General features: G+C 38.5%; 20 protein-coding genes. 19 read left to right on the top strand and 1 reads right to left on the bottom strand.

The annotated features are described in order from the left end of the window. Positions 1–5 precede the first annotated feature (5 nt). The 18 genes from AC4PGZ_RS06370 (at position 6) to AC4PGZ_RS06285 (ending at position 14,215) form a co-directional block, all read left to right on the top strand. Positions 6–260 (top strand): TspO-related membrane protein, encoded by a 255-nt coding sequence (locus AC4PGZ_RS06370; RefSeq protein ID WP_492160223.1) that lies wholly within the window; start codon positions 6–8, stop codon positions 258–260. Next, entirely contained in the window at positions 233–802 is a 570-nt protein-coding gene (locus AC4PGZ_RS06365) for a TspO-related membrane protein (protein WP_492160222.1), read from the top strand. The genes AC4PGZ_RS06370 and AC4PGZ_RS06365 overlap by 28 nt, the downstream gene beginning before the upstream one ends. Before the next feature lie 181 nt (positions 803–983). Beyond that, the gene (locus AC4PGZ_RS06360) at positions 984–2,357 is read left to right on the top strand and encodes an IS4 family transposase (protein WP_492160221.1); all 1,374 of its coding nucleotides are present in this window, start codon (positions 984–986) and stop codon (positions 2,355–2,357) included. Between the two features lie 92 nt (positions 2,358–2,449). Then, complete coding sequence (locus AC4PGZ_RS06355; protein WP_492160220.1) at positions 2,450–3,316, top strand: response regulator; 867 nt, start codon at positions 2,450–2,452, stop codon at positions 3,314–3,316. 103 nt (positions 3,317–3,419) lie between these two features. Then, positions 3,420–3,701, top strand: a complete 282-nt coding sequence (locus tag AC4PGZ_RS06350; protein WP_492160219.1) for a chemotaxis protein CheX — start codon at positions 3,420–3,422, stop codon at positions 3,699–3,701. 126 nt (positions 3,702–3,827) lie between these two features. Next, positions 3,828–4,229, top strand: coding sequence for a bacteriohemerythrin (locus AC4PGZ_RS06345; protein ID WP_492160218.1), 402 nt, complete (start codon positions 3,828–3,830; stop codon positions 4,227–4,229). Positions 4,230–4,327: 98 nt separating this feature from the next. After that, positions 4,328–4,732 carry a bacteriohemerythrin gene (locus AC4PGZ_RS06340; protein WP_492160217.1) on the top strand — a complete coding sequence of 135 codons (405 nt, stop codon included), beginning with the start codon at positions 4,328–4,330 and terminating at the stop codon, positions 4,730–4,732. A 179-nt stretch (positions 4,733–4,911) separates the two neighbouring features. Then, a complete protein-coding gene (locus tag AC4PGZ_RS06335; protein WP_492160216.1) occupies positions 4,912–5,391 on the top strand; it encodes a permease in 480 nt (159 codons plus the stop codon). Beyond that, positions 5,388–5,927, top strand: coding sequence for a permease (locus AC4PGZ_RS06330; protein ID WP_492160215.1), 540 nt, complete (start codon positions 5,388–5,390; stop codon positions 5,925–5,927). Before AC4PGZ_RS06335 ends, AC4PGZ_RS06330 begins: the two co-directional genes overlap by 4 nt. 97 nt (positions 5,928–6,024) lie before the next feature. After that, positions 6,025–6,714: a Crp/Fnr family transcriptional regulator gene (locus AC4PGZ_RS06325; RefSeq protein WP_492160214.1), complete on the top strand. Its 690-nt coding sequence runs from the start codon at positions 6,025–6,027 to the stop codon at positions 6,712–6,714. A 67-nt stretch (positions 6,715–6,781) separates the two neighbouring features. Next, positions 6,782–7,549, top strand: a complete 768-nt coding sequence (locus AC4PGZ_RS06320; protein WP_492160212.1) for a formate/nitrite transporter family protein — start codon at positions 6,782–6,784, stop codon at positions 7,547–7,549. Between the two features lie 2 nt (positions 7,550–7,551). After that, positions 7,552–8,571 carry an anaerobic sulfite reductase subunit AsrA gene (gene asrA, locus AC4PGZ_RS06315; RefSeq protein WP_492160211.1) on the top strand — a complete coding sequence of 340 codons (1,020 nt, stop codon included), beginning with the start codon at positions 7,552–7,554 and terminating at the stop codon, positions 8,569–8,571. After that, positions 8,561–9,352, top strand: coding sequence for an anaerobic sulfite reductase subunit AsrB (asrB, locus tag AC4PGZ_RS06310; protein WP_492160210.1), 792 nt, complete (start codon positions 8,561–8,563; stop codon positions 9,350–9,352). The genes asrA and asrB overlap by 11 nt, the downstream gene beginning before the upstream one ends. A gap of 15 nt (positions 9,353–9,367) precedes the next feature. Further along, positions 9,368–10,330, top strand: coding sequence for a sulfite reductase subunit C (gene asrC / locus AC4PGZ_RS06305; protein ID WP_492160209.1), 963 nt, complete (start codon positions 9,368–9,370; stop codon positions 10,328–10,330). Positions 10,331–10,503: 173 nt separating this feature from the next. Further along, positions 10,504–12,147: a hydroxylamine reductase gene (gene hcp, locus AC4PGZ_RS06300; protein WP_492160208.1), complete on the top strand. Its 1,644-nt coding sequence runs from the start codon at positions 10,504–10,506 to the stop codon at positions 12,145–12,147. 124 nt (positions 12,148–12,271) lie between these two features. Then, a complete protein-coding gene (locus tag AC4PGZ_RS06295; RefSeq protein ID WP_492160206.1) occupies positions 12,272–12,733 on the top strand; it encodes a GyrI-like domain-containing protein in 462 nt (153 codons plus the stop codon). A 19-nt stretch (positions 12,734–12,752) separates the two neighbouring features. After that, positions 12,753–13,679, top strand: a complete 927-nt coding sequence (locus AC4PGZ_RS06290) for a TIGR00266 family protein (RefSeq protein WP_492160205.1) — start codon at positions 12,753–12,755, stop codon at positions 13,677–13,679. 89 nt (positions 13,680–13,768) lie between these two features. Further along, a complete protein-coding gene (locus AC4PGZ_RS06285) occupies positions 13,769–14,215 on the top strand; it encodes an Hsp20/alpha crystallin family protein (RefSeq protein WP_492160204.1) in 447 nt (148 codons plus the stop codon). Positions 14,216–14,291: 76 nt separating this feature from the next. Here the strand turns inward: AC4PGZ_RS06285 and hcp (AC4PGZ_RS06280) are convergent, their stop codons facing one another. Further along, positions 14,292–15,920 carry a hydroxylamine reductase gene (gene hcp, locus AC4PGZ_RS06280; protein ID WP_492160203.1) on the bottom strand — a complete coding sequence of 543 codons (1,629 nt, stop codon included), beginning with the start codon at positions 15,918–15,920 and terminating at the stop codon, positions 14,292–14,294. 353 nt (positions 15,921–16,273) lie between these two features. Between hcp (AC4PGZ_RS06280) and AC4PGZ_RS06275 the strand changes: the two genes are divergently transcribed. Next, complete coding sequence (locus AC4PGZ_RS06275; protein ID WP_492160202.1) at positions 16,274–17,428, top strand: double-cubane-cluster-containing anaerobic reductase; 1,155 nt, start codon at positions 16,274–16,276, stop codon at positions 17,426–17,428. Positions 17,429–17,500 lie beyond the last annotated feature (72 nt).

Below are 17,500 nucleotides of genomic sequence, written 5' to 3'. Positions count from 1 at the left end.
TGAAGATGCACAATCATAAAATGGAATATGGAATGATAAAGATTATTACTTCATTAAGCTATGCATTGATGATTGTGACAAATATTTCTGCAAATCTTATACCGATTAATGGAGTGAGGACATCAGAGATATCAGACTCATATGAAAATCTTTTTACGCCTGCAGGGTTTACATTTTCAATATGGGGATTGATATATTTCCTGCTTGCACTTCATATTTTTATGAATATGGATTGTTTAAGAGAATATCTGACAAGGTAAACATAAGGCTGGTTAAGAAGCTGGCGATACCATTTACAATATCGTCAGTTGCAAACGCGGCATGGATAATATCGTGGCATTACAATTTTATTGCTCTTTCTATGATTTTCATGGTAATAATACTTGTATCTCTTCTGTATATAAACAAAGAGATAAGCAAGCGTAATCTGAACAAAAAGCAGATACTTTTCATAAGAATACCTTTCAGTATATATCTGGGCTGGATAACTGTAGCGACAATCGCCAATTTTACGGTACTTCTTGTAAGTGAAGGCTGGGGAGGCTTTGGAATACGCGATGAGACATGGACTGTTTTTGTGATTATTTTAGGTGCTATCATAGGGTTGCTGACTTTAATGAAATACAGTAATATCGAGTATGGAGTTACTCTTATATGGGCGTATTATGGAATATATGCAAGGCACGCTTCTATACAGGAGCTAAACGGAAGCTACCCGATGATAGAATATACAGTTATAATATGTATTGTGCTGATTATCAGCAGCATAATACATGTCAGGATGAAATTCAATAAAAATTGATTTACATCATGTATACAAATTGGTTAATATATATATAATAAATAACTCATACTTCGCACTTCAAAAAGTGCCTATGAACCTTGAAAATTCAATAATATTTGACAAATAAAAAGCATGAAAGCTCCGTTTTTGGTATAATTGAGTTATCAGAAACAATAAATCAAAACCGGAGGTTCATGCTATGAAAATAATAACACAAAAATACGAAATTGATAATACAGTTTCTTCAAGAATATCAAGTTTTTTTAAGACTTACAGGGTAGGTTCCATACTGAAAGCTTCCAATGGCTGTAAATCCAAGGGGATTGCTTCAGTAGCTATTTTTCAGTACATCTTTTCTCTTGTCTTCTTCAACAGAAGCATGTACATGGAGATGATGTCCGAAAAGCGTGTAAATAGCTTCGCTAAGGATTCCGTATATCGATTTGTAAAATCAGCCAATATAAACTGGTTTCGCTTTACGACAATGCTTTCGTCCAGGATTGTAAGCACAACTATCGAGAAACTTACTGATGAAGACCGCATAAATGTTCTAATCGTTGATGATACTATGTTTGAAAGAAACAAGTCTAAGAATGTTGAACTTCTTTCAAAAGTATTCGATCATACAAATTCAAAATTCAGAAGAGGCTTTCGCCTGCTCACGCTAGGCTGGTCTGACGGCAATACATTTCTTCCCGTAAACAGCTGCCTGCTTTCTTCTGAAAATATGAAGAACAGATTCAATGAAGCTGAAAAACTGGACAAGAGAACCTCAGGTCACAAGAGAAGAGTTCTTGCTCAGACAAAAGCTACACTTGTAATGCTTGAGCTGATTAAAGAAGCAATTCAGTATGAAATCCCTGCAAAGCATGTACTTTTTGATACATGGTTCTGCTCACCATCATCCCTGACTTCAATTAAAAGCATGGGACTTGACTCCATAGCAATGACCAAAAAGACACCCAAAATGCATTATCAATACAATGGTGAGATGCTTCCGATCACTGAGATATACAAACAGAATCGCAAACGCAGGGGGCTTTCAAAGTACCTGCTTTCAGTGGATGTCAATGTAGTCAAAGGCGCAGACTCGATTCCGGCAAAGGTTGTATTTGTAAGGAACCGAAATAAGAAGAAAGACTATCTTGCAATCATTTCTACAGACATAACCCTGGATGAAAATGAAATCATCAGAATATATGGCAAAAGATGGGACATAGAAGTATTTTTCAAGATCTGCAAGTCATATCTGAAACTGACTAAAGAATGCCTATCTTTGTCTTATGATGCAATGACAGCTCATGTAGCTGTTGTATTTACAAGGTATATGATGCTTGCTGTTGAAAACAGGACATCTTCCGATAAAAGAACTCTTGGCGAACTTTTCTATCTGATAGCAGATGAAATGGCTGACATAAATTGGATGCAGGCATTTCAAATGCTTATGGATGCATTTTTATCAACTTTAGCAGATAAGCTTTCGCTTACATCAAGTCAGCTGGAGCAATTTATGGATTCTTTCTTTGAGGCACTTCCTTCATCAACGAAAAAGTGTCTTGCTTTGTGTATCTAAGATAGTTGATTCTTGTCAAATATTGAATTTTCAAGGTTCATAGAATAATATTCATGTGCGAAGTATGAGTATATAATATAAAGGTGGTAAGCATGAAAAAGTTAAAAATAATGATAGTCGATGATTCTGCGTTCTCAATTGCAGTCTTAAAAAACCTGCTTGAGTCTGAAGGACATGAAGTTGTCGGCTCTGCTATGAATATAAAGGAGGCTGTAAGGATATCAGGAGAAGTAATGCCGGATCTTATAACTATGGACATGACGCTTCCTGATGGTGATGGTATTGAGTGTTCCAAAAACATACTCAAGCATAATAAAAATGCAAATATAATAGCCGTGAGCTCCATGATGGATGATGAGATAGTTAAAAAGGCAAGGCTTGCAGGAATAAAGGGATATTTACAGAAGCCTGTTGATAAGAGTGAGTTCCATTCTGCCCTGGAAAGCCTTTTTGAGGGTCAGGAGCTTTTTTATATGCTGAATGCGGCATATGAAGGAGCTGTAAGAGAATCGGCCTATAACTACATAAAAAGAGCAGTTGAAGGCAAAGTTGAGTTCTCGGAAAAGTCGTTCTTCGGAGAAACCTGCAGAAAATCTGCTGGGTTTTCAGTTACTGTAGGAATAATAGGAAGACACAGCGGCAGATTTCTTATGGATATTTCGGATGAAACAGCAGCTAAAATCACAAATATAATTTCTGACGAGCTGTATATAGACAATGAAAAAACGGTATCTGTTCTTAATGAGATGGCAAATATAATAGCAGGAAACACATGTTCAATGCTGAACAGCATAAACAGATCCTTCGGGCTAAGGGTTTCTCCACCTACTCTATTTCATGGAAAGGATATAAACATAAATTTCTATGGGATTGATAACCGGTCTTTTGTCATAGACTCCGAAATAGGAGAATTTTATATAAACATGGGATTTAAAATGGAGGATACAAAATGGATCTAAACAACATAAGTCCCTTTATAAAAACAGTATATGATGTGATGCCTCAGCTCGGATTTGAAAATATCACAAGCACTGACATAGAATCAGTAAACAAGAAAATATAATGGATAAGGCAAGTTCTATGAAAATTGCTTCAAAGATGATGATGGGAATGCCTGTCGATACGCTTGATGAAATGGCGAAAAGTGCGATATCAGAGCTTGCAAACATGCTTACCGCAAATTCGGCTACGACACTTTCATGTATGGGCAGGACTGTGGATATTTCGGTTCCCGCACTCGTTGAAGGGATGGACGTAGATATAGCACTCAGCAATGATAAAGTTTACAGATCGGTTGTAAGTGCCGATGATATCTTTATTGAGATCTATGTTGCATTAAGCTGAGAAGCTCGATAAGGCAGTTATTTTGAGAAAAGAAGCAGAAAAATATTTTTAGCAGGTTGATAATATCGTGTATTAGTGGTATTATTGATAATAGTTGTTAATAAGCTATTTATTTTGGAGGTAGTCATGGCATTTAAATGGAAAGACAGTTTAACTACGGGGAATACAGTAATCGACAATCAACATAAGGAGCTTGTGGATGCGGCAAATGAACTTCTGAAAGCATGCTCTGAGGGAAAAGGTAGAGAAGAGATAGTAAAGACGGGAAGATTTCTATTGAACTACACAAAGAAACATTTTGGTGATGAAGAAAAGCTTCAGATGAAAAGCAATTATCCTGATTATGCTAATCACAAGAAGCTTCACGAAAAGCTTGTAGGAGAAGTAAATGCGCTTGTTACAGACCTGGAATCACAGGGGCCGACGGTAGCTCTGGTTGGAAGGATAAATAACCTTATTGCAGGATGGGTTTTTGACCATATCTCCAGAGAAGATGTAAAGGTAGCTGCACACATAAGAAACAGCTGATATTTTTTAATTAAAAGGGAATATTGAATGATTCGAAATGTTGTGATATATTTACAATAATAACAAAATTTGAAATTTAATCAACTGGAGGTAAAGATATGGCATTTAAGTGGAAAGACAGCCTTGCAACAGGAAATATTGCAATTGACGGGCAGCACAAAGAACTTATAGAAGCAGCAAATACGCTTCTTGTTGCTTGCTCAGAAGGAAAAGGCCGTGAGGAAATAAGTAGAACAGGTAAATTTCTTTTAGATTATACTAAAAAGCATTTTGGTGATGAAGAGAGACTTCAGATCAAAAGCAATTATCCAGACTATAACAATCATAAAAAACTTCATGAGTTTTTTGTTCAGGAAGTCAAAAATCTAGTTTCTGACTTAGAAACTCAGGGACCCAATGTAGCTTTAGTCGGACGAATCAACAACCTTATTTCAGGATGGTTCTTCAGTCATATATCCAGAGAAGACGTAAAAGTAGCAGCACATGTAAAAAGCAATTCATAAAAATATTATCAGGACTGATAAGCTCATCGCTTTTCGGTCTTTTTTATTGGAAATGTAACCAAGGTTACTGACACTTACGTCTCAATAACGTAATATATAAATATATTGATTTATATTTAGTTTTGTTATATTATATTCATATTATCAGATATATAATTAATTTATATGAAGGAGAAATTATGTCATTTACATCAATCTTGTATTTTACAGCTGTTATAGGGCTTGGAATTTCTTTCTATAAAGACAGGGAGAAAACGAAGATAGCGCTTAAAAAATCATGGAAATCATTTGAAAACATATTGCCTCAGTTTTTATCCATTCTCTTAATCATAGGACTGGCTCTGTCATATCTCAGCCCTGAGAATATCTCGAGCCTAATAGGTTCAAGCTCAGGATGGTATGGGACAATTACTGCTGCCCTGTTGGGATCAGTTACTCTGATTCCGGGATTTATAGCCTTTCCACTCGCATCTGCGCTGCTTAAAAATGGTGCCGGTTACATGCAGATTGCAGCCTTTGTATCAACGCTCATGATGGTTGGAATAGTTACGGTACCAATGGAAATTAAGATCTTTGGCAAAAAAGCAACGTTGATAAGAAACATTTCTGCATTTGCTTTTTCCATAATTGTTGCAATAGTAATAGGAGCTATATTATGATAAATTTAATAAAAAGATATAAATTTTCGATACTGCTTATCATGCTTACTTTTATAATATACCTTGCAGATTCTGCTAAAGGAGCAATGATACTGAGCATAACAGGCAGTAATATTAAAGAGATGATCTCGGTTATACCTCCAATATTTATCCTGTTAGGGCTTCTTGATGTCTGGGTTGACAGAAGCACGATGATAAGATTAACTGGAAAAGGGTCAGGATTCAAAGGTATACTGATTTCATTTCTACTGGGGAGTGCAGCTGCAGGACCACTGTATGCGTCATTTCCGGTAGCTGCTCTGATGATCAGGAAGGGCAGCAGCCTCTTTAATGTTCTGATATTTGTTGGTGCCTGGTCAACCACCAAAATTCCGCTGCTTACATTTGAGGCGGCAAGCATTGGAATAAATTTCATGGCAATTAGATTAGTATTGAGTATTATGGGTATATTCATGATAGCTGCAATAACAGACAAAATATTAACGAATGATCAGAAATCAGAAATAGTAGAACTTAACAGTAAAACAAATGAATAGTTAGATTTAGAAAATGGCTTTAGTTCATCAACAGTGAATTAAAGCCATTTTTAAAAAACAAAAATTATATTAAGAATTAATTAAAGGAGCTTGAATTATGCTGAACATAAAAGAATACCTGCACAGAATTGATATATTCAAGGATCGCGATGAAAGCACTCTTGACTTTCTGGCGTTATCGGCAGGTGTAAGAAGCTACATAAAGAACGAACATATTTTTATTGACCGGGAAGAGGTCGGTAATTTCTACTTTGTAATAAGAGGAAAGGCGGCGCTCTACAAGCTGAACAGCCGTCATGAGAAGAAAGTAATATTCATATATGGCAGTGGGGCGTTTCTTAATGAGGTTATGATTCAGGATAAATTTGCATCTATAAACTGTGAACTTCTAACTGACAGCAGCATACTTATAATTCCGAAGAGCATTATGCTGCTTGCCATGAGTCGGGATTTCGATCTCTCAAAGGCTGTAATGGACTCTATGGCTCTAAAGATAAGGAGACTGTATCACCAGATGAAAAACACGTCTAATACTGTAAGGCTGGACAAGCAGATTGCAGCAAAGCTGTGGAAGCTGTCTGCAGACCATGGGAGACAATGTGATGAAGGAACGATGATTGACTTTGACATGAGCATAACTTATCTTGCAGACCTTGTTGGCTCAAAAAGAGAAACCGTATCAAGATATGTAAAGCTCTTAAGCGATAATGATCTTATAGTTGTCCGTAAGAACAGATTTATAATTAAAAATAGAGAGAATTTGTTAAGATATTTTCAGGAATCGTGATTTTAATCACAACAGAGATTCTGTATGGCTGTTATAATTTTGCTAAATATTAAACAAGGAGGTAGTTATGTTTGCTGAGGAATTTTCTTCAATTACAAATGCAGCAAAGGCAAAATGTGATTTTTTCAAAAAAAATCCATCTGGTTATTTTGTTGCTTCCATGCTGGCCGGACTCTATGTTGGCCTGGGGATTGCACTTATATTCAATGTAGGGGGACTGTTGTCAGGTCAGCCACATGCAAAAATCATCATGGGAATATCTTTTGGAATAGCGCTGAGCCTTGTCATAATGGCTGGTTCTGAGCTTTTTACGGGCAATAACCTTGTACTGACCGCTGGGGCCATGTCAGGAATGATTAAGTGGTCACAGGTATTTAAGCTGTGGATTGTATGCTACATAGGAAACTGGATTGGTTCGATAATAATGGCTCTGTTATTTTATGCAGCAGGCTTTGCACAGGGACCGACAGGAGAGTTTATTGCTTCAGCATCTGCGGCAAAAATGAGCATACCCTTCATTCCTCTTTTTTTAAGAGGACTGTTATGCAATATTCTGGTTTGCCTTGCAGTATGGTGCAGCTTTAAATGCAAGAGCGAAAGTGGAAAACTCATTATAATATTCTGGTGTCTGTATGCATTTATTACATCCGGGTATGAGCACAGCATAGCAAATATGACACTCCTTACAATATCGCTGCTGGCCCCTTTTGAATCTGCTGTGAGTTTTTCTGGATACATGTATAACATATTGACTGTATCTCTTGGCAACATGGCAGGAGGGATACTGTTTGTAGCGATTCCATATTATTTGATATCAAAAAAGAAAGAGGTATAGGTATGGGTTATAAATTAAGCAGTTCGGGTATGAACTCCGTACTGAGTGAACTGAGCAGGGAATACAGAATATTTGCTCCTAAAAGCTTTGAGGGAATGGGACATTTTTCCGATACGGATTTAATTCGTTATGGAGAGATAAAAAGCATAGATGAAATAGTATTAGACAAAAAATCGCAGTTTTCCTTTAAGGAAATTGTTTTTCCGGTTTCAGAAACACTTTTTTATTTTACTGAAAATCAGGTAAAGTCTGCTGAGGAAGAACAGAAAAAGACAATTGTGTTTTTAAGAAGCTGTGATCTTCATTCTTTAAGAAGACTGGATGATATGTATCTTTCAAACGGACCTGAAGACTTTTATTACAAAAGGCTTAGAGACAAGGTTAAATTTGCTCTGATCGGATGCAGGGAATCTTTTGAGAACTGTTTCTGCGTAGACATGGAGACAAGCAAATCAGAAAATTATAGCTTCAGTCTTGATATGAGAGATGGAGACTATCATGTTGACTGCAGAGAGTCAGAATGGGCAGAGATTTTTAAAGTCTGTTCATCTGAAGAAATTGAGGTAATACCGGATTATGTGACAGAGAATAAGGTGAGAGTAAGTATACCGGAAAATCTGGGTATTGAAGTCTCAAAAAGCAGCATGTGGGATGAATATGACAGCCGCTGCATAGATTGTGGAAGATGCAATTTCGTCTGTCCTACCTGTACCTGCTTTACCATGCAGGATATTTTCTACACAGATAACGGAAAAGTCGGAGAACGAAGGAGAGTATGGGCGTCATGCATGGTAGATGGATTCACTGACGTTGCAGGAGGAGGGAGCTACAGGCAGAAAAATGGTCAGAGGATGAGATTCAAGGTGCTCCACAAGGTTCTTGACTACAAACAGAGAAATGGATATCACATGTGTACCGGATGCGGAAGGTGCGATGATGTATGTCCGGAATATATTTCATTCTCTAATACTATAAACAAGCTTGAAGCAGCCATGAAGGAGGTAACTGGAGATGGAAAATAACTATGTGCCATTTTCATCAGAAATAAAAGAAATAATAAAACATACGGATATTGAATATACATTCAGGATGGCGTTTGAGGGAGATGTAAAGCCGGGTCAGTTTTTTGAGGTATCAATACCAAAATATGGAGAAGCGCCAATATCTGTCAGCGGAATAGGTGAAGGTACGGTAGATCTGACAATAAGAAAAGTTGGAAAGGTTACGAATGAAGTATTTGAGCTTTATGAAGGCCAGCATTTCTTCATGAGAGGCCCATATGGAAACGGGTTTGACGTAAATCTATACAAAGGGAAAGAGCTTGTGGTTATTGCGGGTGGAACAGGCGTATCGCCCGTAAGAGGAGTTGTAGATTATTTCAGCAAAAATATAGCCGAGCTTAAGGGAATGACTCTCATAGCAGGCTTTAAGACTCCTAATGACATCTTGTTCCTCGAGGATTTTGGCAGCTGGAAAAAGAACATGAACGTAATACTTACAGTGGACTGCGCAGAAGATAATACATCATGTCAGATTGGTCTTGTCACGCAGTATATACCTAAGCTCGAAATAAAGGATCTTGAGAATGCGAATGCAATTGTAGTAGGGCCTCCGGCAATGATGAGATTCTCTGCGCAGGGTCTTCTGGATTACGGATTCAAAGAAGAAAACATATGGATATCCCAGGAAAGAAAGATGTGCTGTGGAGTTGGAAAGTGTGGACACTGTAAAATAGGCGATGTATACGTATGTCTTGAAGGTCCGGTGTTCAACTATACTAAAGGCAAGACTTTGATAGATTAGAAAAGGATGAGGGATATGGATATAAATACTAAGAAACTAAAAAAGAATGCATTCAGAATAACCAAGCACAGAGGTATAACTGCGTCAAGGATAAGAGTGCCAGGAGGGCATCTTGATGCAAAGTATCTGTCCGCGATTCAAAACATAGCTCAGACATACGGTAATGGAACAGTTCATATAACAAGCAGACAGGGCTTTGAGATACCAGGCATAAAATTTGAAGACATGCCTGAGGTGAATGAGCTTCTCCAGCCCATAATTGAAGGGCTGGATATAAATCAGGTTGAGCCGGGCACGGGGTACTCTGCTGCAGGAACGAGAAATGTAACTGCCTGTATAGGAAACAGAGTATGTCCTTATGCATGCTACGATACATCTGCATTTGCTCAGCGCATAGAAAAAGCTATATTTCCTAATGATCTTCATTTCAAGATTGCGCTTACAGGATGTCCAAATGACTGTGCAAAGGTTCGCATGCACGATTTTGGTATCATGGGCATGACTGAACCTCAGTTTGATCCAGACAGATGCATCAGCTGCGGCGCATGCGTAAAAGTATGTAAGAAAAAATCAGTTGAAGCACTGGAAACTGTTAATTTCAGGCCAAGAAGAAATGAATCGAAATGCATTGGATGTGGAGAGTGTGTACTCAGCTGTCCTAATTCGGCATGGACAAGAAGTGAAGAAAAATATTACAGATTTACGCTCATGGGAAGAACGGGAAAGAAAAATCCAAGACTGGGTGAAGATTTCATAAAATGGGCAGATGAATCAAGTATAACGAGGATAATCCTCAATACCTATGACTATGTTACCGAGTACATTGATAAGGAAGCACCGGGAGGAAAAGAGCATATAGGATATATAATAGACAGAACTGGATTTGAAGAATACAGAAAATGGGCTCTTAAAGGAGTGCAGCTCTCTGAGAAGGCACAGGTAAGCTCTCCAGTGTACTGGAAAGGCATAAAATATTAATTATTTTACAATTTAAAACTGATTTCATTAAAAAATTATTATAAAAAAATAGATTTGTAACATTGGTTACAGATTTATTTTTTTGCAGATGATATTATGTATTCAAGATAAGTTTGCTAAAAACTTAATTCACACGATTACAAAAAAATATTATAAATCTAAAGGAGAACAACATGGAAAATTTAATGTTTTGCTATCAGTGCCAGGAAACAGCTGGATGCACAGGGTGTACAAAAATGGGAGTATGCGGAAAGAACCCTCAGGTAGCTGCAATGCAGGATCTTCTTGTATGGGCAAGCAAGGGAATATCTGAAATAACTACAAGACTCAGAAAAGAAGGCAAGGAAGTTTCTAAAGATGTGAACCACCTTATAACTCTAAATCTTTTCACTACAATCACAAACGCAAACTTTGATGACGAAGCAATAGTTGCAAAGATTCAGGAAACTTTAGATGCAAGAAACGAATTACTTAACCTGCTTGACGACAAGACTGGGCTTTCAGAAGCTGCTACATGGAATGCTGACAAGAGCGAGTGGGATGCAAAAGCAAGAACGGTAGGCGTACTTTCTACAGAGAATGAAGATGTCCGTTCACTTAGAGAACTTGTAACATATGGATTAAAGGGACTTTCAGCATATTCAAAGCATGCTAATGTACTCAGAGAAGATGATGCAGAAGTAGATGCATTCCTTCAGAGAGCTCTTGCAGCAACACTTGATGATACTCTGTCAGCTGATGATCTTGTTGCGCTTACACTTGAAACAGGAAAATACGGAGTTTCAGGAATGGCTATGCTTGATAAGGCAAACACTTCGACATACGGAAATCCTGAGGTTACAAGCGTAAACATAGGAGTAGGAAAAAATCCTGGAATACTTGTTTCAGGCCATGACCTCAGAGACCTTGAGATGCTTCTTGAGCAGACTGAGGGAACAGGAGTTGATGTTTATACCCACAGCGAAATGCTTCCAGCTCATTACTATCCTGCATTCAAGAAATACTCTCATTTTGTTGGAAACTACGGAAATGCATGGTGGAAACAAAAAGAAGAGTTTGAATCATTCAATGGACCAATACTGATGACAACAAACTGTATAGTGCCACCAAAAGACAGCTACAAGGACCGTCTGTTCACTACAGGAGCTTCAGGATTCCCTGGATGTGCTCATATACCAGGAGAAATCGGAGATCAGAAAGATTTCTCAGCAATAATCGAGCTTGCAAAGAAATGTGACTCACCGGTTGAAATTGAGACTGGATCAATTGTTGGCGGATTTGCTCATGCACAGGTTCTTGCACTTGCAGATAAGGTTGTAGATGCTGTTAAGACAGGGGCAATAAAGAAATTCGTAGTAATGGCAGGATGTGACGGAAGAGCTAAATCAAGAAACTACTATACAGATTTTGCACAGGCGCTTCCTAAAGACGCAGTAATCCTTACGGCTGGTTGTGCAAAATACAAATACAACAAGCTTAATCTCGGAGATATCGGCGGAATACCAAGAGTGCTTGATGCAGGACAGTGCAACGATTCATACTCACTTGCAGTAATCGCTCTCAAGCTGAAAGAAGTATTTGGACTTGAGGATATAAATGATCTGCCTATAGCATACAACATAGCATGGTATGAGCAGAAAGCGGTCATAGTTCTTCTTGCGCTGCTGTACCTTGGAGTGAAGAACATCCATCTTGGACCAACTCTTCCTGCATTCCTTTCACCAAATGTTGCAAAAGTACTTGTTGAAAACTTTGGTATTGCTGGAATCGGAACAGTAGAAGACGACATAAACCTATTCTTCGGAGAGCAGAAATAATCATATACAGCAAATTTAAAAAACAGGACTTGTTCCTGTTTTTTTGTTACATAAAACTGATATATTTTTAATAATAATCACATAGGGTATATATAAGCTAAAATATATGAAAGGTGGTCTGTGTATGCCTAAAATGTCTAATATTGAAATTCTTCAAAGGCGCGATCAGCCGACACTGGTAATAAGAAAAACTGTAAAAGTAGACGACCTGCCGGGTGTTATAGGCTATTGCTATGAAGAAATCGAAAAATATCTCAAGGATATCGAAGTTTATGTTGAGGATGTTCCATTTGTTGCCTATCACAACATGGATATGCAGCATCTGGATGTTGAGATAGGCTTTCCTGTATCTCAGAAAATACCGGAAAAGGGCGAAATCAAGCCGGGTGTAATCAAAGCCGGTAAAGTAATTTTCTGTATGTACAGAGGTCCATATTCAGAAATGACGGGAACTTACAATGAAATGGCTGAGTGGCTTGAAAACAGCGGACTCAAGTCGGAGGGAACGGTGTATGAGTATTACTACAATGGTCCTGGTTTTCCTGAAAACGAATTTTTAACAAAGATTGTCATGCCGCTTGCATGATCAGAAATGAGGTAAATTTATGTTCTGTACAAATTGCGGAAGCTCGCTTCCGGAGGGATCGAAATTCTGTACAAACTGTGGAAGCAAGCTTCAGGGGGATATTGTCCTTGAATCAATGAAATTCAAAAAAGCCGCAGATGAAATAGAATACACATTGCACGGAGATGACATGCAGCTTGTTGAAATAACGCTTGACCCTGGGGAAAGCGTGATTTCGGAATCAGGCGCGATGACTTACATGAATGCAGATATTACTATGGAGACAATACTTGGTGATGGCAGCATAAAAGATAAGCAGGACACTCTCATGAATAAGCTCACAGGAGCGGGAAAGAGAGCTCTGACAGGAGAGAGCATATTCATGACGCTTTTTACAAACTCGGGGAAAAACAGGTCTTTTGTAGCTTTTGCAGCCCAATATCCTGGCAAGATAATCCCTGTAGAGCTTAAGGAGTTTGGCGGCAGGCTGATATGCCAGAAAAGAGCATTTCTATGTGCGGCACGAGGTGTAGAAGTGGACATTTTCTTTCAGAAAAAAATCGGAGTAGGACTGTTTGGCGGAGAGGGATTTATAATGCAGAAGCTTTCAGGTGACGGGCTTGTTTTCCTTCACGCGGGCGGAACTATAATCAAAAAGGAACTCTCTGATACAGACATGCTGAGGATTGATACAGGATGCCTTGTTGCAATAACCGAATCGGTTTCCTATGATGTGGAATTTGCCGGAGATATAAAAAGCGGAGTTTTTGGAGGCGAGGGAATATTCATGGCAACGCTGAAGGGACCAGGTACAGTGTGGCTTCAATCTCTTCCTTTCAGCAGAATGGCTGATGAAATAAATAAGGCAAGAGGTGGAGGAAAAGGTGAAAATAAAGGCATAAACAATCCTCTTGGCGAAGTCACAGGTGGTCTCAGTGATGCTCTTGGCGGGCTCTTCAAGGTTTAGTTCATTCTGGTAGTTCTGATTTGATTAAACTGAAGAAATAAGGGTAAAATATTAATGGAAAGCTGTGTTTAAAGAAAGAGGTGATAATCATGCTAGGTCTTGTTCCTATGAACCGAAGGAAAAATGATCTTCTTATGTCAGACTTTAACAATTTCGACAACATGCTTGATGATTTTTTTGATGACAGATGGTGGAAAAAAAGAGGTATCATTGCAGAAACCTTCAGAATGGATGTACAGGAAAATGAAAATGATTATTTTGTAGAAGCCGAGCTTCCTGGAGTTAAGAAAGAAGAGATAGAAGTTAAGATGGACCATGGAAGGCTTCAGATATCAATCGAGAGAGAGGAATCCACTGAAGATAGCAAGAAGAACTACATTCACAGAGAAAGAAAGTGCAGTTCGTTGAAAAGAAGCATATACCTTGCAGATGCGGATGAGCAGGGAATCGCTGCAAAGCTTGACAATGGAGTTTTAAGCCTTACGATACCTAAGAAGAAAGCCGAGGACAGATCCAAAAAGATAGATATTCTATAGCAAAATAGCAAAGGAAAAAGCTGTATGTGAAATTACAGCTTTTTCCTTTTTTTAGGTTATATTATCTTAATTCATATTAAGAAAGAAACAGTTTGATATCATCCTCTGCAGTTCCGATTCCGGCAATACCAAATTTTTCAACCAGTACTTTTGCTACGTTTGGAGAAAGAAATCCTGGAAGAGTAGGTCCAAGATGGATGTTCTTAACTCCTAGGTATAGAAGCGCTAGAAGAACTATGACTGCCTTCTGCTCATACCATGCTATGTTGTATGCTATAGGCAGATCATTCACATCATCAAGTCCGAATACTTCCTTGAGCTTGAGCGCGATGACTGCAAGTGAGTAGGAGTCGTTGCACTGACCGGCGTCTAGTACTCTTGGGATTCCACCGATGTCTCCAAGGTTAAGCTTGTTGTAACGGTATTTTGCGCATCCAGCGGTTAGGATTACTGTGTCCTGTGGAAGTTTTTCAGCAAACTCAGTATAGTATTCTCTTGACTTCATTCTGCCATCACATCCAGCCATAACAAAGAATTTCTTTATTGCGCCGGATTTAACAGCATCAACCACCTTGTCTGCAAGAGCAAACACCTGATTATGAGCAAATCCGCCCACGATTGATCCAGATTCGATTTCTGTTGGTGATGGACATGACTTGGCCATTTCGATTATAGCTGAAAAGTCCTTTTTGCCATTTTCATCTGCCTCGATATGCATGCTTCCTGGATATCCAGCTGCACCGGTTGTGAATATACGATCTCTGATTTCTTCTTTTTTAGGAGGGACTATACAGTTTGTAGTGAAAAGAACTGGTCCATTGAAAGTCTCGAACTCAGTAACCTGTCTCCACCATGAGCCTCCATAGTTTCCGGCAAAGTTGTCATATTTCTTGAAGGCAGGATAGTAGTGAGCAGGAAGCATCTCGCTGTGAGTGTATACATCTACGCCAGTTCCTTTTGTCTGATCAAGCAGCATCTCGAGATCAGTAAGGTCATGGCCTGATATAAGAATAGCCGGATTGCTTCTTACGCCTATGTTAACATTTGTTATTTCAGGATTTCCGTACTTGGAAGTATTTGCCTCGTCCAGAAGTGCCATTGCACTTACTCCGAACTGTCCAGTTTTGAGTGTAAGAGCAACAAGGTCATCTGCTGAAAGAGTATCGTCGAGTGTTGCAGCAAGAGCCTCATAAATGAATGCACTTATTTCAGGGTTTTCCTTTCCTGCATTAAGCGCATGGTGTGTATAGGCAGCCATACCCTTAAGTCCGTAGATTATCATTTCTCTGAGTGAACGGACATCTTCATTTTCTGTAGAAAGCACTCCGACCTTGGAAGCTTTTTCTACCATAGATGCCCTGTCAGTCACTTCAAACATCGCAGCATCGCCAAATTCAGCTGGGCCGGACTTGGATCTGAGATCGTTTCTTAGCGCGATCACGTGATTTATCTGCTTTTCTATTGCAGCTTCATCAAAGTTGGCATTTGTGATTGTAATGAAAAGACTCTTAAGTACTTCATGATTGATTTCTGAAATAGAATTAACATCAACATTTCCCTTTATTACTATTTCTGATATTCCTTTGTTTGCATAGATAAGTAAATCCTGCAGCTTGGCTACTTCTTCATTTTTACCGCATACACCTCTGACTTCGCAACCTGTGCCTTTTGCAGTTTCCTGGCATTGATAACAAAACATGCTCATTTTAAGTCCTCCTTAGCAATATGAAAAATGAAAACACTTAAGTGCTTTTTAATCACACTTTTCATAATTATACCACATTCGTCATGTTAGTAAACAAACAATTTTGAAATATAATGAATTGAATATTAAATATGGCATATGACTGTTTTGAGCTTGGTTCACACTGATTTCAGATATAGAAGTAAGATATACCATATATAATTAAAAACTATAGCAAAATTCTCATTCAATGCCTTGGTTCTCTTACTTATGTATTATAATAGTTATGCTTCAGGATGCTCATGATTAGCAAAAGCAGACGGTCATGGCGCAAAAACCTGAAAAATAATTAGAGAGTGAGAAGGGAAAGAGATATGGAAATTAAATTAATGCCGAAGGATTTTGAGGAATATGCTGAGGCGAGACGAAACGGATTTATGAAAGCGAAAAAAATCAAGGAAGATGGAGGCAAGATTGCAGGGATATTCTGTGCGTTTACGCCTCTGGAGATCATAGAAGCATCCGGAGCTATGCCAGTAAGCCTGTGTGGTTCAAGTGAGGAGCCTATTATTGATGCAGAGGCACATTTACCTAAAAATATATGTCCTATGGTAAAATCAAGCTATGGTTTTGCAATAACAGATAAATGTCCGTATACATATTTTTCGGACATAATAATAGGGGAGACTACTTGTGATGCCAAGAAAAAGATGTTCGAGCTTATGGGCAAAACAAAGAATCTTCATGTAATGCATCTACCTCAATCTGTTGAAAGAGAAAGTTCGTGGAGCATGTGGGCTGAGGAAGTTGAGCTTCTGAGAAAAAGGCTCGAGAATGAGTTTGATATAGAAATTACGGATCAGATGCTGAGAGAAAATGTAAAAGACAGAAATGAATACAGGAAACTTCATCTGGAATTTCTTGAACTGGGAAAGCTTGTTCCTCCGCCTCTTAAAGGCATAGATATGGGTACTGTGCTGGACGGGCTTAATTACGAGTTTGATATGGAGGGTAAGTGTGAGAAGCTGAGATCGCTTATTGACAATACAGTTGAATCATACAACCAGGGATTAAGACCGGTATCTCCGGATGCAAAAAGAATACTCATTACTGGCTGTCCTATGGGAGGAGTAATTGAGAAGACTGTAGGATTCATCGATGAAGAAGGCGGCGCTGTAGTATGCTTTGAAAACTGCGGCGGCGTAAAGAATGCAGGAAAATTGATTGACGCGGATTCCCATGATATTGTAAAAGCGATTGCGGATCGCTATCTGTCTATCGGATGTTCGGTAATAAGCCCAAATACAAATCGTATGAATCATATTGAGGAACTGATTGAGGAATATAGTATTGACGGTGTAGTGGAGATAATACTGCAGGCATGTCATACCTACAATATTGAATCTGAGATAACGAAAAGCATATCGAATTCTCTTGGCGTACCTCATATCAGGATAGAAACAGATTACAGCTCATCTGATGAGGGTCAGCTGAGAACCAGGCTGGCTGCGTTTATTGAAATGCTCTAAGGCAAGAGATCTGGGATATTAATATAAGTCAATCCTATTTCATTAATAAAACATTTCTATTTGTGTATTTGA

This window comes from Proteocatella sp. QWL-06 (genome assembly GCF_058684135.1).
This window is presented reverse-complemented; position numbering and strand designations above follow the sequence as displayed.

What these genes read in the sequence shown, in the direction of transcription:
- AC4PGZ_RS06285 (WP_492160204.1), top strand. Translation starts at nt 13,769, where the DNA reads ATGCTAGGTCTTGTTCCTATGAACCGAAGGAAAAATGATCTTCTTATG.
- AC4PGZ_RS06295 (WP_492160206.1), top strand. Translation starts at nt 12,272, where the DNA reads ATGCCTAAAATGTCTAATATTGAAATTCTTCAAAGGCGCGATCAGCCG.
- AC4PGZ_RS06370 (WP_492160223.1), top strand. Translation starts at nt 6, where the DNA reads ATGCACAATCATAAAATGGAATATGGAATGATAAAGATTATTACTTCA.
- AC4PGZ_RS06345 (WP_492160218.1), top strand. Translation starts at nt 3,828, where the DNA reads ATGGCATTTAAATGGAAAGACAGTTTAACTACGGGGAATACAGTAATC.
- AC4PGZ_RS06275 (WP_492160202.1), top strand. Translation starts at nt 16,274, where the DNA reads ATGGAAATTAAATTAATGCCGAAGGATTTTGAGGAATATGCTGAGGCG.
- AC4PGZ_RS06335 (WP_492160216.1), top strand. Translation starts at nt 4,912, where the DNA reads ATGTCATTTACATCAATCTTGTATTTTACAGCTGTTATAGGGCTTGGA.
- asrA (WP_492160211.1), top strand. Translation starts at nt 7,552, where the DNA reads ATGGGTTATAAATTAAGCAGTTCGGGTATGAACTCCGTACTGAGTGAA.
- AC4PGZ_RS06355 (WP_492160220.1), top strand. Translation starts at nt 2,450, where the DNA reads ATGAAAAAGTTAAAAATAATGATAGTCGATGATTCTGCGTTCTCAATT.
- hcp (WP_492160203.1), bottom strand. Translation starts at nt 15,920, where the DNA reads ATGAGCATGTTTTGTTATCAATGCCAGGAAACTGCAAAAGGCACAGGT.
- AC4PGZ_RS06330 (WP_492160215.1), top strand. Translation starts at nt 5,388, where the DNA reads ATGATAAATTTAATAAAAAGATATAAATTTTCGATACTGCTTATCATG.
- asrB (WP_492160210.1), top strand. Translation starts at nt 8,561, where the DNA reads ATGGAAAATAACTATGTGCCATTTTCATCAGAAATAAAAGAAATAATA.
- AC4PGZ_RS06360 (WP_492160221.1), top strand. Translation starts at nt 984, where the DNA reads ATGAAAATAATAACACAAAAATACGAAATTGATAATACAGTTTCTTCA.
- hcp (WP_492160208.1), top strand. Translation starts at nt 10,504, where the DNA reads ATGGAAAATTTAATGTTTTGCTATCAGTGCCAGGAAACAGCTGGATGC.
- asrC (WP_492160209.1), top strand. Translation starts at nt 9,368, where the DNA reads ATGGATATAAATACTAAGAAACTAAAAAAGAATGCATTCAGAATAACC.
- AC4PGZ_RS06325 (WP_492160214.1), top strand. Translation starts at nt 6,025, where the DNA reads ATGCTGAACATAAAAGAATACCTGCACAGAATTGATATATTCAAGGAT.
- AC4PGZ_RS06350 (WP_492160219.1), top strand. Translation starts at nt 3,420, where the DNA reads ATGGATAAGGCAAGTTCTATGAAAATTGCTTCAAAGATGATGATGGGA.
- AC4PGZ_RS06340 (WP_492160217.1), top strand. Translation starts at nt 4,328, where the DNA reads ATGGCATTTAAGTGGAAAGACAGCCTTGCAACAGGAAATATTGCAATT.
- AC4PGZ_RS06320 (WP_492160212.1), top strand. Translation starts at nt 6,782, where the DNA reads ATGTTTGCTGAGGAATTTTCTTCAATTACAAATGCAGCAAAGGCAAAA.
- AC4PGZ_RS06290 (WP_492160205.1), top strand. Translation starts at nt 12,753, where the DNA reads ATGTTCTGTACAAATTGCGGAAGCTCGCTTCCGGAGGGATCGAAATTC.